Origin of the sequence: Gordonia terrae (assembly GCF_051789125.1) — a bacterium.
Taxonomy (GTDB): domain Bacteria; phylum Actinomycetota; class Actinomycetes; order Mycobacteriales; family Mycobacteriaceae; genus Gordonia; species Gordonia terrae_A.
Genome location: NZ_CP196526.1, coordinates 2,989,642 through 3,002,731, shown reverse-complemented (window position 1 = coordinate 3,002,731; position 13,090 = coordinate 2,989,642). Strand labels below are relative to the sequence as shown.

Annotated in this window: 13 protein-coding genes; 7 read left to right on the top strand and 6 right to left on the bottom strand. The window is 67.2% G+C overall.

The window, feature by feature from the left end:
* Position 1: 1 nt before the first annotated feature.
* Together ACSUZC_RS13550 and ACSUZC_RS13545 are read left to right on the top strand one after the other, a co-directional pair.
* A complete protein-coding gene (locus ACSUZC_RS13550; RefSeq protein WP_439029057.1) occupies positions 2-964 on the top strand; it encodes an amino acid ABC transporter permease in 963 nt (320 codons plus the stop codon).
* A gap of 29 nt (positions 965-993) precedes the next feature.
* On the top strand, positions 994-1,746 hold the full coding sequence (locus ACSUZC_RS13545; protein ID WP_439033120.1) for an amino acid ABC transporter ATP-binding protein: 753 nt from the start codon (positions 994-996) through the stop codon (positions 1,744-1,746).
* A 16-nt stretch (positions 1,747-1,762) separates the two neighbouring features.
* Here ACSUZC_RS13545 and ACSUZC_RS13540 read toward each other — a convergent pair whose 3' ends face one another.
* The 3 genes from ACSUZC_RS13540 to ACSUZC_RS13530 form a co-directional block, all read right to left on the bottom strand.
* Positions 1,763-2,626, bottom strand: coding sequence for a class I SAM-dependent methyltransferase (locus ACSUZC_RS13540; protein WP_439029056.1), 864 nt, complete (start codon positions 2,624-2,626; stop codon positions 1,763-1,765).
* 43 nt (positions 2,627-2,669) lie between these two features.
* On the bottom strand, positions 2,670-3,779 hold the full coding sequence (locus ACSUZC_RS13535; RefSeq protein ID WP_439029055.1) for a class I SAM-dependent methyltransferase: 1,110 nt from the start codon (positions 3,777-3,779) through the stop codon (positions 2,670-2,672).
* Between the two features lie 180 nt (positions 3,780-3,959).
* Positions 3,960-4,505: a 2'-5' RNA ligase family protein gene (locus ACSUZC_RS13530; protein WP_439029054.1), complete on the bottom strand. Its 546-nt coding sequence runs from the start codon at positions 4,503-4,505 to the stop codon at positions 3,960-3,962.
* A 190-nt stretch (positions 4,506-4,695) separates the two neighbouring features.
* On the opposite strand from ACSUZC_RS13530, the gene rpsA reads away from it, so the two are divergent.
* A complete protein-coding gene (gene rpsA, locus ACSUZC_RS13525; protein ID WP_439029053.1) occupies positions 4,696-6,177 on the top strand; it encodes a 30S ribosomal protein S1 in 1,482 nt (493 codons plus the stop codon).
* A gap of 121 nt (positions 6,178-6,298) precedes the next feature.
* Here rpsA and ACSUZC_RS13520 read toward each other — a convergent pair whose 3' ends face one another.
* Positions 6,299-6,895, bottom strand: a complete 597-nt coding sequence (locus tag ACSUZC_RS13520; RefSeq protein ID WP_439029052.1) for an SWIM zinc finger family protein — start codon at positions 6,893-6,895, stop codon at positions 6,299-6,301.
* Positions 6,892-8,460 (bottom strand): DEAD/DEAH box helicase, encoded by a 1,569-nt coding sequence (locus ACSUZC_RS13515; RefSeq protein ID WP_439029051.1) that lies wholly within the window; start codon positions 8,458-8,460, stop codon positions 6,892-6,894. Before ACSUZC_RS13515 ends, ACSUZC_RS13520 begins: the two co-directional genes overlap by 4 nt.
* A gap of 259 nt (positions 8,461-8,719) precedes the next feature.
* Between ACSUZC_RS13515 and ACSUZC_RS13510 the strand changes: the two genes are divergently transcribed.
* The 4 genes from ACSUZC_RS13510 to ACSUZC_RS13495 all read left to right on the top strand — a co-directional run bounded on the left by ACSUZC_RS13510 (position 8,720) and on the right by ACSUZC_RS13495 (position 12,409).
* Complete coding sequence (locus ACSUZC_RS13510) at positions 8,720-9,466, top strand: TetR/AcrR family transcriptional regulator (protein WP_439029050.1); 747 nt, start codon at positions 8,720-8,722, stop codon at positions 9,464-9,466.
* Positions 9,467-9,504: 38 nt separating this feature from the next.
* Entirely contained in the window at positions 9,505-10,770 is a 1,266-nt protein-coding gene (gene aztD / locus ACSUZC_RS13505) for a zinc metallochaperone AztD (RefSeq protein ID WP_439033119.1), read from the top strand.
* Between the two features lie 136 nt (positions 10,771-10,906).
* The gene (gene coaE / locus ACSUZC_RS13500) at positions 10,907-11,803 is read left to right on the top strand and encodes a dephospho-CoA kinase (protein ID WP_439029049.1); all 897 of its coding nucleotides are present in this window, start codon (positions 10,907-10,909) and stop codon (positions 11,801-11,803) included.
* A gap of 135 nt (positions 11,804-11,938) precedes the next feature.
* Positions 11,939-12,409 carry a hypothetical protein gene (locus ACSUZC_RS13495; RefSeq protein ID WP_439029048.1) on the top strand — a complete coding sequence of 157 codons (471 nt, stop codon included), beginning with the start codon at positions 11,939-11,941 and terminating at the stop codon, positions 12,407-12,409.
* Here the strand turns inward: ACSUZC_RS13495 and ACSUZC_RS13490 are convergent.
* Positions 12,403-12,999, bottom strand: coding sequence for a DUF402 domain-containing protein (locus ACSUZC_RS13490; RefSeq protein ID WP_439029047.1), 597 nt, complete (start codon positions 12,997-12,999; stop codon positions 12,403-12,405). The two genes, ACSUZC_RS13495 and ACSUZC_RS13490, sit on opposite strands and share 7 nt — an antisense overlap.
* Positions 13,000-13,090 lie beyond the last annotated feature (91 nt).

Genomic DNA, 13,090 nt, shown 5'->3' with positions numbered 1-13,090 from the left:
CATGACGTCACCGCAGCCCGGCACCGTAACGGCGGCAAGCGAACCCGAACCGATCAAGGCGATCCCGCTGCGCCGGCCCGGTCAGTGGATCGCCGCCGTCGTGATCGTCGTGCTCGCCGCCCTGTTCATCTACGGTGCGGCGACCAACGAGGCATACGGCTGGGGCACCTACGGCAACTACCTGTTCGATTCGCGCATCTTGTCGGGCGTCGGGTACACGCTGGCGCTGACGCTGCTGTCGATGGCGATCGCGGTGGTCCTCGGCGTGTTGCTCGCGATCATGCGATTGAGCCCCAATCCCGTTCTGCGGGGGACGTCGTGGGTGTACCTGTGGATCTTCCGCGGCACACCGGTGTACGTGCAACTGGTGTTCTGGGGGCTGTTCCCGGCGATCTACAAGCAGATCGATCTGGGCATCCCGTTCGTCCACCAGTTCGTGTCGCTGGACATCCAGACCCTCAACGCCGCATTCCTGTTCGCGGTCATCGGGCTGGGTCTGAACGAGGCGGCCTACATGGCCGAGATCGTCCGAGCCGGGGTGTCGTCGGTGGGCGAGGGGCAGACAGAGGCGTCGGTGGCCCTGGGCATGTCGTGGTCGCAGACCATGCGACGCACCGTGCTCCCGCAGGCGATGCGCGTGATCATCCCGCCGACGGGCAACGAACTGATCAGCATGCTCAAGACCACCAGCCTGGTCGCCGCGGTGCCGCTCACACTCGACCTCTACGGGCGCCAGCGTGACATCTCCGGCGTGATCTTCGAGCCGATCCCGCTGCTGCTCGTGGCCTCCACCTGGTATCTCGCGGTCACCAGCATCCTGATGGTGGGGCAGTATTACCTGGAGCGTTACTACGCCAAGGGAGCGACCCGCCACCTGACCGCACGGCAACTCAAGACCATGGCCGATGGTGCCGCGACGGCGCCAGGTGGTGCCGCGGGGCCCGCAGGGGGAGAAAAAGCGTGAGTGTGGACGGGATGCCGGCGAGCACGCCGATGGTGCGGGCCGACCGGGTCTGCAAGAGTTTCGGCTCGGTGGAGGTCCTGAAGGGGATCTCGCTCGAGGTCGCGCGCGGTGAGGTCCTGTGCATGATCGGCCCGTCCGGCTCGGGCAAGTCGACGTTTCTGCGATGCGTGAACCACCTCGAGCGCGTCAATGCCGGGCGCCTCTACGTCGACGGTGATCTCATCGGTTACCGCGAACGCGGCGACAAGCTCTACGAGATGAGCGCGAAGGACGCGGCGACCCAACGCCGTGACATCGGCATGGTATTCCAGCACTTCAACCTGTTCCCGCATCGCACGGCGCTCGAGAACGTGATCGAGGCGCCGATGCAGGTGAAGAGGCAGTCGCGCGCCGAAGCAGAGGAGAAGGCCCGCTACCTGCTCGACCGGGTCGGGCTGTCGTCGCGCTCGGACGCCTACCCCGCGCAGCTCTCCGGCGGACAGCAGCAGCGGGTCGCGATCGCTCGGGCGCTGGCGATGGACCCGAAGCTCATGCTGTTCGACGAGCCGACCTCGGCGCTCGACCCCGAGCTCGTCGGTGACGTGCTCAAGGTGATGCGTGAACTCGCGGCCGATGGCATGACCATGATGGTGGTGACCCACGAGATGGGCTTCGCGCGCGAGGTCGCAGATCAGCTGGTCTTCATGGACGCCGGCGTCGTGGTGGAGAAGGGGGATCCGCGGGAACTGCTCGCCAATCCCCGCGAACCGCGGACACGCGAGTTCCTGTCGAAACTCCTCTGAGAACGGTTCTCGCCCGTCACCCGGCTTTGTGGCTGCAGAAGATCGCTGTACCGGGAAAGTAGCTGCCGCGCAACGGACTCCACTGGCCCCATTCGCGGTCGAAACCGTCCGGCCACTCTGGTTCGATGATGTCGTCGAGGATGAAACCGGCCGCTCGGAGTTCGCGTACCCGGTCTCCGATCGTCCGGTGGTGTTCGACATAGGTCAGAGCGCCGTTCGCATCCGTCTCGGTGTACGGGGTGCGATTGAAGTAGGGGATGCGTACGGTCAGGCCCTCGGGTCCCGGATCGTCGAGGAACATCCACCGCATCGGGTGGTTGACCGCGAACACCCAGCGGCCCCCGGGTTTCAACACCCGCGCCACTTCGGCCATCACCCCGGCGGAGTCCGCGACGAACGGGACGGCACCGAACGCCGAGCACGCGGCGTCGAAGGACTCCGCCGCGAACGGCAACGTCTCGGCAGTCGCCTGGACCAGCGGGACGCGGACACCTTCGGCGGCCATCGCATCGAGCCCGATGCCCAGCATGCGGCGCGACAGGTCGACGCCGACCGCGCGCGCACCATGTGCGGCGAGCCAGCGGGCGCAGGGCGCCGACCCGCAACCGATTTCGAGGATGTCGCGGTTCTCGATCTCGCCCAGCAGATGGACCTCGGATTCACGCACGCCCTCCGGACACCAGACGAAGTCGCCGCCCGTGCTGTAGGTGCCCAGGAACTCACCGTGTTCGACGTGATAGTTGTCGGCGTCGTGGTCCCACCACCACCGGCTGGCCCGGTCGCTGGTCGTGGAGTCGACGTCCCCGAGGGCCCGCGGCGAGCGGGGCGACGGGTCGGAGTTCGACGGAGTGTGCGTGTAATCCGCCTCATCGGAGGGCATCCTGCGATCTTAGGGCCTCGGTCGGGTCCGGCCGGTGCCCCGTTCAGGTGGTCAATTCGTAGAAGCGGAAGAAGCTGAAGTCCTCGATCGGCAACACCACGACGTCCCGATACCCCGCGTCGCGGGCATACGTTCGCAGCGTCGAAGTCCGGAACACGGTTCCAGTCGCGGCAGATGGGGGAGAGCTCATGGAATCCGGGAGACAGACCAGGAGCGAGAACCCGTACATGATCTTGTCGAGATCGTCTGCCGGGCCGGCGAATTCATCGGACACGGCCTCGTCCATCACGATCATCGAGGCGCCGGGAGACAACGCTGAGCGGACGGCCGCGAGGACCTCGACGGGCCGGGGCATGTCGTGCAGGCACTCGAAGGCGAAGGCGGCGTCGAACGGGCCGTGTGTGGCGGCCTCGTCACCGTCAGCAACAAGGAAACGTACCCGGTCCGTCACCCCCGCGGCAGCAGCGTTGTCCTGCGCCATCCGCACCGACGCCTCGTCGACGTCGAGCCCGACGAACGTGGCCTCCGGGTACGCCCGGGCCAGTGCGATCGTGGAGTAACCCGCTCCGTACCCGATGTCGGCGATGCGCGCACCCGGTCGGGAGAGCGTTGCGTGCACATGGTCGACACCGGCGAGCGCAGGCGCCAACCGGGAGTCGAACCACGGGCGGTTCAGTGCGGCCTGACACTCGCGGGCGTCGGCGCCGAGCGCTTCCCAGCTGACGCCCCCTCCGGTGCGGTAGGCCTCGAGCAACTCCGGCAGGTGGCGTGCCGCGGCGGCGAACATCCGGGGCAGCGCGCCGAGATAGGACAGGCTCGCGGTGTCGGTGAGCACCTCGGCGACGCCTGCGGAGATGCCGAACACCGGGGGATCGGCCGACAGGTCTACGTCGAGGATGCGGTAGGCGCTCTGCATCTCCAGCCATTCCCGGGCGTATCGGGCGTCGGTGTTCGTGCGCGCGGCCAGCGCATCGGCGGTGAGGGGACCGTCGTCGGCCAGGCAGCGGTACCACCCGAGTCGCTCGCCGAGGTAGACGCTCAAGGTTTCGACGGTCGCAAGCGTGGAGGCGAACAGTCGCTCGGCGAACTCCTCTGCGCCGACGGCGTTGCCGCTGTCCTCGACGGTGTTCCTGTGGTTCGGTGGTTCGGTCATGATCTCGATGATGGCGCGGATGTGACGCACTTCACCGGCGTTTGCCCGGACAGATGTCAGACGTCTGCCGGACGGGGTGCAGACAAACGGATCCGTCCGTCGGGCGTCCGCACGTGGGTAACCTGTCCGCCGTGAGCGCGGGCTAGAGCGAGAATCGCGGCGCCGTCTCCAGATCCACGGTCAGCAGGCCCGCCCCGCGAAGACGTGGTCGACGCCGGCGTCAGGGTCCCAACGGCGCACCGCGACAAACGAACCGACGATCTCGGAATGCAGTTCGAGGATGGCGAGGGCGCGCGCGAGCTGCTCGGTGTCGAGTCGTCGAGCGAGCGTGACATGGGGCGTCCATCTGCCTGTCCGCGTGTGGTCGAAAGCGGGGGAGGATTCGTGTCCGAGGAACTCCGCGGACACCCGTGCGACCTGGGCGTGGACCGACAGGATCTCGGTCGACGGCACCACGAGCCTGGCGAGGGTCATACGCCGGCCGTGGCCGAACACGACCGGGGCGCCCAGGCGCATGGTGATGGGCAGTCTGGTACTCACCGCCGACAGAGCCGTGTCCACGCCGGAATCGATCACCGACGCCGCGACCAGGGTGACGTGCGGACGGTTGGTCGGCGAGGCGACGCGACCCTGATGGGGCAGCCCGGCCTCGGCGAGGACGGCCCATTCGTCGCGAACCCGCTGGTCGGAGGTGTCGTCGAGAATCAGTTCGAGCGAGTGTGCCACGTGGACATGGTCTCATTCGCGGGCTATTTGCCCAGCGCAACGCCGCTGGAGTAGTCTTTTGTACGCGCGTGTGCCGTATGACGCGCGGTTCACACAGGCCCAGGTCGGAGACGTAATCGACCGGTGGCGGTGTTGATCCTCAGTTCCACGAATCGTACCTACTACACACCTGTCCGGAGCAACTCAACATATGTCGTCCCCCACGATCACCTCGCCGCAAGTAGCCGTCAATGACATCGGCACTGCCGAGGACTTTCTCGCCGCCATCGACTCCACGATCAAGTACTTCAACGATGGCGACATCGTGGAAGGCACCATCGTCAAGGTCGATCGGGACGAGGTTCTGCTCGACATCGGTTACAAGACCGAAGGCGTCATCCCTTCTCGCGAACTGTCGATCAAGCACGATGTGGACCCCAACGAGGTCGTCAACGTCGGTGACGAGGTCGAAGCCCTGGTCCTCACCAAGGAGGACAAAGAAGGTCGTCTGATCCTCTCCAAGAAGCGCGCGCAGTACGAGCGGGCATGGGGCACCATCGAGGAGCTCAAGGAGAAGGACGAGGCCGTCAAGGGCACCGTCATCGAGGTCGTCAAGGGCGGCCTGATCCTGGACATCGGCCTGCGTGGCTTCCTCCCGGCATCGCTGGTGGAGATGCGTCGCGTCCGCGATCTGCAGCCGTACATCGGCAAGGAGATCGAAGCCAAGATCATCGAGCTCGACAAGAACCGCAACAACGTGGTCCTGTCGCGCCGGGCATGGCTCGAGCAGACCCAGTCCGAGGTCCGCAGCGAGTTCCTGCACCAGCTGCAGAAGGGCCAGGTCCGCAAGGGCGTCGTGTCCTCGATCGTCAACTTCGGTGCGTTCGTCGATCTCGGCGGCGTCGACGGTCTGGTGCACGTCTCCGAGCTGTCCTGGAAGCACATCGACCACCCGTCCGAGGTCGTCGCCGTGGGCGACGAGGTCACCGTCGAGGTCCTCGACGTCGATCTGGACCGCGAGCGCGTGTCGCTGTCGCTCAAGGCCACTCAGGAAGACCCGTGGCGTCAGTTCGCTCGCACCCACGCCATCGGCCAGATCGTGCCCGGCAAGGTCACCAAGCTGGTGCCGTTCGGTGCGTTCGTCCGCGTCGACGAGGGCATCGAGGGTCTGGTCCACATCTCCGAGTTGGCCGAGCGCCACGTCGAGGTGCCGGATCAGGTTGTCGCCGTCGGTGACGACGCGATGGTCAAGGTCATCGACATCGACCTCGAGCGTCGTCGTATCTCGCTGAGCCTCAAGCAGGCCAACGAGGACTACACCGAAGAGTTCGACCCGTCGAAGTACGGCATGGCCGACAGCTACGACGAGCAGGGCAACTACATCTTCCCCGAGGGCTTCGACGCCGAGACCAACGAATGGCTCGAAGGCTTCGAGAAGCAGCGTGAGGCATGGGAGGCCCGGTACGCCGAGGCCGAGCGTCGCCACAAGATGCACACCGCCCAGATGGAGAAGTTCGCCGCTGCTGCCGCCGAGGCCGCCAACGCCCCGACCGACTACTCGTCGGCTTCGGAGAGCCGCGGAGGCGCCGCATCGTCGAGCAGCAGCTCGACCGGCGGTTCGTCGGCCGGTGGTTCGCTGGCCAGCGATGAGCAGCTCGCCGCACTGCGCGAGAAGCTGTCGGGCAACGCCTGACATCGTCGCTCTCTGAGCACCACAGAGAAGCCCTCCCGGATTCCGGGAGGGCTTCTCTCGTATGTGGTCACTGGTGAACTCGTCGGGGAGAGGGGATCGCCAGGTACCGCGGTCGCGATGTTCAGCCGCGCAGGTCGACACGACTCCCGACGTCCCAGTAGTCCCGGACATCGAAGGCGGTCAGCGCCGTCCAGCGCGGCGGCACACGACCCGTCGGGGGATCGAGGGCAGTGTCGACGGATACGCCGTCGAACGACGCGTCGAAGTCGCGCAGGCGCAGGGCCAGTGCAGGCTCGCGATCGATCGCCGCGGCCGTCGCGTACAGGACGGCGAGGATGTGAACGCACCGGTCCCCGCGCCCTCGACAGGAGCAGTCCGCCGCATCCAACGCCGCGGGTGACCACGTCCCGGATTCGACGACCTGCCGGTGCGTTTCGTCCCCGGGCTCGTTCGCCGCGCCCAGAACCGTTCGCAGGATCGATGCGGCCGCAGCCGTCATCGGTGCGAACTCGAGATGGGCGACCGAAGCCTGCCCGCCCCGCTGGACCCTTCCGCGGACGGACCGGCCGTCGACGTCCAGCTCGACACCGCCGTTCCGGGCGATGCTGCGAGCACGTGGCGCCTGCGGTTCGGGTGCTCGGACGGACAACGGCTCTGCGAGTCGAACGACCTCGGCGCCCCAGCGGGTGAAACCGAATTCGGGTGTCGCGCTGCTCATTCGGATTCCCTACCGCGTCGCAGGATGTCGATCAGCCGCTCGTCGCCGAGACGGGTGAACTCGGTCAGGGCCGAGGTGTCGCCGGCGTGTGTGCCGAGAGCGGATTTGCGCCGGTGGAGGCTGTCGATGTGCTCCTCGACCGTGGTGGCCGTCGTCAGAGTCGTGACCGTGACCGGCCGCCGCTGGCCGATCCGATGGACTCGATCGGATGCCTGCGCCTCGACGGCCGGGTTCCACCAGCGATCGAAGTGGATGACGTCGCATGCCCGTGTGAGGGTGAGCCCGACACCGCCGGCCTTCAGACTCATCACCATCACGTCACCGCCGCGGCCCGCCTGGAAGTCCGCGACGAGTTCGTTCCGGCGGGCTGCCGGGAGGCCGCCGTGGAAGAACGGGGCGTCGACGCCGAGTTGCTCGGCTATGTGCCGGACGAGGAGTTCGCCGGTATCCCGATACTGGGTGAAGACGAGCGTGGCCGCGCCGGTCCGCAGGTTCTCGTCGAGGAGATCAGTGCACACATCCAGTTTGCCCGACCGACCCGCGAGGAGCCCGTCGTCCCCGGTGACCAGGGCGGGGTGATTGCAGATCTGTTTGAGTCGGGTGAGTGTGGCCAGAATTCTCCCATGCCTCTCGATTCCGCGACCGAAACCGTCTCCCTCGATGTCGGCGAGGTGGTCGTCGTAGAGCCGGGCCTGCTCCTCGGTGAGGTCGACGAGGACCGGGTTGGAGATCTTGGCGGGTAGGGCGGCGGCCACACGGGACTTGGTGCGTGCCAGCACGACCGGTGCCACCGCCACACGAAGTCGTTGCAGCGCTTCGGTGTCGCCGTCGTTCACGGCCCGGGTGAACCGGCGCCGAAAGACCGCCTTGTGGGGGAACAGGGCAGGCGCGACGACCCGCAAGATCGCCCACAGGTCGTCGAGACCGTTCTCGATCGGTGTTCCCGTCAGCGCGATTCGTGCACCTGCGTCGACGTCGCGTGCGGCTCTCGCGAGCTGCGTGCGGGGATTCTTGAGAGCCTGGGCCTCGTCGAATACCGCTGTCGTCCAATGTTGTTCGCGTAGGTGGCCGGAGTTCAGGCGCAGGCGGGCGTACGAGATCACGGTGACCGAACCCGCGGTTGCCGGCGCGTGCTCGAGGGTGCCGGTGGACACCGTCAGTGAGGGTGCGAAACGGCCGATCTCGTGTGCCCAGTTGCTGACCAGACTCGTCGGGCACACGATGAGCTGGGGGCCCTCCGAGGCGCGTAAGCACAGCAGCCCGATCGCCTGCAGCGTCTTCCCGAGCCCCATCTCGTCGGCGAGAACGGCGCCGGTGGAGGCCTCGGCCGTCTGCGCCAGCCACGAGACCCCACGGACCTGGTACGGCCGCAGGCTGGCGTGCAAGACCTCGCGGAGTCGGTCCTCCACGCCGATGCAATCGCGCAGCACGTCTCGCGCGAAGCCGGCGGTGGTCACCGCGGTACCGGTGGGATCCACCTCGGCGTGCGCGGCGAGTGGGAGCGGCGTGTCCGGGTGGCCGGCGAGGACGCGTTGCCACGCATGCACCGACGGCGCGAGCTGCACGAGTCCGCCCCCATCCTTGGCTGCGACCTCGTCGACGTCGACGAGGTCGCACGCGATGTCCCGGACGACGAGGTCGTTCCCGTCCGGGACTGCGAGACGGCATGTCTCCGCACGGCCGTCGCCGGCCTGACCGTGCGATGACCAGAGGGCGAACTGATGGATGTCGGGAAGGTAGGTGGCCTGAACGGGCAGTGGAACACCTCACTTGGTACGGTGTACGGAGTAATGACTCGGTACACCGTACGGGAAAGGTGGCAACGTGTCGACCGTCGAGGATGTCCGTGCGCTCGTCCGTCTCCTGTGGCGCTCGGAGATCGGGGCGGAGGCGCCGCGTCGTGGTCCACGGCAACGATTGTCCGTCGACGACATCGTGGACACGGCCATCCGGCTCGCGGACGACCGTGGACTGGATGCGCTCTCGATGCGTGCGCTCGCGGGCGCACTCGGGATCGGGCCGATGACGCTCTACACCTACATACCGACACGTGACGTCCTGGTCGCCCTCATGATCGACCAGGTGACCGCGAGGGCCCGGATGCCCGAGAGGTCGTCCTCGGTGCTCGAGTCGCTTGCGGCCATGGCGCACGTGTTACGCGGCGAGTACCTGGCGCACCCGTGGTTACTGGATGCCTCCCCCTGGCGCCAGGTGCTCGGCCCGCATCGGCTGGCCCGCTATGAGCGGCAGCTCGAGTTGCTGGAAGACGTGGCGATCACGGACCTGGAGCGGGACAACATCATCGTCCTGGTGGGTGCGTTCGTGACGGGTAACGCACGCGAGGCACTCGGGGCCCGAGTCGCCGCGTCCGAGACGGGGATGACCGACGTGCAGTGGTGGGAGGCGGTTGCTCCTGAGCTGGATGCGGTGATCCCCGAAGGCGCGTTTCCGTTGGCGAACCGCGTCGGCACCACGGTCGGAGAGCACCATCAGGCGCCGGGTGCCCCCGACGAGGCCTTCGAATTCGGCCTGGGGCGACTCCTCGACGGGTTGCGTCCGCTGGTGGGATGACGCCTCCCGCGGCTCAGGCCAACCATGCGTTGTTGACAATGATTTTCGATTGGCTGTTGACTGTCCGGGTGTTTGCACAACGGACAAATCTGACCCGATCCCTCGCACTGCTCGCCGCCGCGTCCTTTGCTCTCGTCGCTTGTGGAAGCGAGGATTCGAGCGAATCCGCGCCCGCATCGTCGAGTGCCGCCAAGGCCGTCGAACAGCAAAGCGCCACACCGCGTCTCGCGCTGAGTTACGACGGCGGAATCCTCGTCCTCGACGCGGAGTCCCTGGAGCAGGTCGCCGACCTCCCCGTCGACGGATTCATCAGGCTCAACAGCGCCGACAACGGTCGCAACGTGTTCGTGTCGGAGTCGGATGGATTCCGGGTCCTCGACATGGGCACGTGGACCCGTCAGCACGGTGACCACGGCCACCACTACACCACCACGCCGACTCTCACCGACATGACCTTCGGTGGCGAGGAGCCGGGCCACGTCGTACCCCATGACTCCCGCATCACGCTGTTCACCGACGGAACCGGAGAGGTCGACATCGTCGAACCGGCCGAGCTCCTGCGCGGGAACCCGGCGTCGACGACCTTCACCGTTCCCGAGCCCCACCACGGCGTCGCGGTGTTCCGTGAGGACGGGACCGTCGTGACCACCGTGGGTAACGAGGACTCGCGTAGCGGTATCGCGATCCTCGACGCCGAGCGCAAGGAGATCGTGCGCAACGACCAGTGCCCGGGTGTCCACGGCGAGGCCGCCGGCGCCGGCGGGGTCCTCGCCTTCGGGTGTGAGGACGGCATCCTGATCGTCAACGGGAACGAGATCCGCAAGGTCGACAGCCCGGACCCGTACGGCCGCATCGGTAACCAGGCCGGCAGCGAGGAGTCCCCGATCATCCTGGGCGACTACAAGTCCGACCCGGACGCCGAACTCGAACGACCGACCCGCTTCTCGCTCACCGACACCCGCACCGGTCAGCTACGGCTCGTCGACCTCGGCACCTCCTACAGCTTCCGGTCCATCGAGCGTGGCCCGGGTGGGTCCGCCGTGATCCTGGGAACCGATGGCGCCCTGCATGTCTTCGATGTCAACACGGCCCAGGAGATCGCCGAGATCCCCGCGGTCGGTGCATGGACCGAGCCGGACGAGTGGCAGTCCCCGATGCCGAACGTCGTGGTCCAGGAGAACATCGCCTACGTCAGCGACCCTGCGGCCAAGAAGATCGTCGCCATCGACCTGACCAAGAACGAGAAGGTCGGCGAGGCCGATCTGCCGCACCAGACCATCGAGCTCGCCGCGGTCACCGGCTAGCGGCCGGCGCCACTCTCGGCCCCGTTTCCCGGGGAGGTCTCCACGACGGTCATCGTCGGGAGTCTCCGGGGACCGGGGCCGGTCGGCTCTCCGCCCGTGTGATTGTCCTGCCGGAGGATTTGTCAGACTGGTGGGCGTGATCAGGCTTGGACTGACCGGTGGTATCGGTGCCGGCAAATCGACCGTGGCAAAGACCTTCGTCGAGCGGGGCGCGTACATCATCGACGCGGACAAGATCGCGCGGGAGGTGGTCGAACCCGGTTCCGAGGGTCTGGCCGCGCTCGTCGACGCGTTCGGTGCCGACATCCTCGCCGCGGACGGGGCGCTCGACCGGCCCGCCCTGGCGGCCAAGGCGTTCGTCGACGACGACTCCCGCCAGAAGCTCAACGGCATCACCCACCCGCTGATCGGTGCGCGCACGCAGGCGCTCCTCGATGCGGCACCGGCGGATGCGATTGTGGTGCAGGACATCCCGCTCCTGGTCGAGAACCACACGGCGCCCTTCTTCCATCTGGTGGTCATCGTGTACGCGGACGCGGAGGTGCGCCTGCACCGTCTCACGACGATGCGCGGTGTCGGCGAGGCAGACGCGCGAGCGCGTATCGCGGCGCAGGCGACCGACGACCAGCGTCGTGCGGTGGCCGATGTCTGGCTCGACAATTCGGGCGCGCCGGAGGACCTCGCCGCGGCGGCGGCTCGGATCTGGGATGAGCGCCTGGTGCCCCTGGAATCCAACGTCCGGGCGCGACGGGTCGCCCAACCGGTTCCCGAACTGGTCGCCGCGGAGCCGAACCCGGACGGCCCCTCGGCGCGCTTGGTCAACAGGCTGTGGGCGCTGGCCGGCGAACTCGCGACGGCGGTCGACGTCACCGACCCGTCGTCGGCCACGCTGCAGATCACCGCCCGTGATGCCGAAGCCGCCTTGGCGCTCGGCGACCGTCTCGCCGACGGTGGTTTCGCCCAGGCCGGCCCGGACGTCTACGGATCGTGCGATCCGGGGCGCCCCGCGACGGTGCGCGTGACCACCGGGTAGGGCACTGCCACAAAAAGTGACTACAAACGTTTCCAAAAGTGGTCCGCATCCGGTCTCACACTGCTAGCTTGTGAGTCGCGCACTCCCGACTCCCGGGGGTGCAAGGCGCATCGAAGCTGAGGAGTGGAGCAGAACATGGTCGGTCGGGGTAAGAGAAATCGGGCTCGAATCGTCGGGGGCGCACTGACATTCGCTGTGGCGGCATTCGCGGGCGCGGCGTTCGCCGGTCCGGCCGACGCGGCTCTACAGGGTATCGCGGTGGACACCCTCGCCGGCTACGGTTCGTCGGCCAACGGTTCGGCCAACTACGGGACCTATGGCGCCGGTTGCGACTATGAACTGTCCGTCCTCGTCGGGGACCCCCGATCGTCGAAGTCCAATCTGAAGGTCACCTCCACCGGCAACGGCCGGACGGCCACGATCTACGACCAGAAGCCGACCAGCGTCGAGATCACACCGGTCTGGCGGCCGCCGGCACCGGGACGTTATGTCCTGACCGCCACCCTCGACGGAGTCACGAAGACCCGGTCGGTCAACGTCGGCACCGGCGTGCCGTTCCCCGACTTCATCCGCGGGGGAGCCTGTTTCGTCCTGCCCACCTACTGAGCGTCGTGACGGCTGTCGTAACGGTGGTCGCGAAAGAAGACCACGCCACCAGCGGTGGCGTCCAGCCAGGCCTGCACATCGTGTCCGTGCTCGGCTGAGCCGACGAGAGCCCGCATCGCGATCTCCATGGCCTCGACACACCGGACGGTCTCGAGAAGACCGCTCCGGTGTGCCTCGAGCAGTTCGTCGGCGTCGAGCAGCACCGGTGGAGTGCCGGGCACGTCGACCAGATCGAGATACCAGTCCTCGGCATGCCAGTGCCCGTGCTCGTCGGGGCCGTGGAAGTGTCCGATGTCGAGATAGAGCCGCTGTCCTTCGCGGTAGCCGCCCTGGTAGTGGAAGATGTTGGCGCGCAGGCCCAGGGCGGGCAGGAGCCAGGACTCCAGATGATCGAACCTGGGATGCCCGGGTGCCCGCCGCGACATGTAGAGCCCGTACTCGGTGACGCGATACTCCTCGACCTCGCGGACGAACCCCTTGTTGTCGGTGTTCGTCATCGCCGGTACGTCGAAGAGCTCGCGTTTGGGTGGATGCAACGGTGGTGGCGCGGGTGCCGGTGCGTCGGTCGCCGGTCCACGATCGGTCGTCATGCTCTGAATCTAGACAGGGGAGCGGCCGAGCGGGGCCGAGCCTGTGGTCGGGTCGGACGGTGCAGGGAACACTTGTGTCATAGGGCGCGTT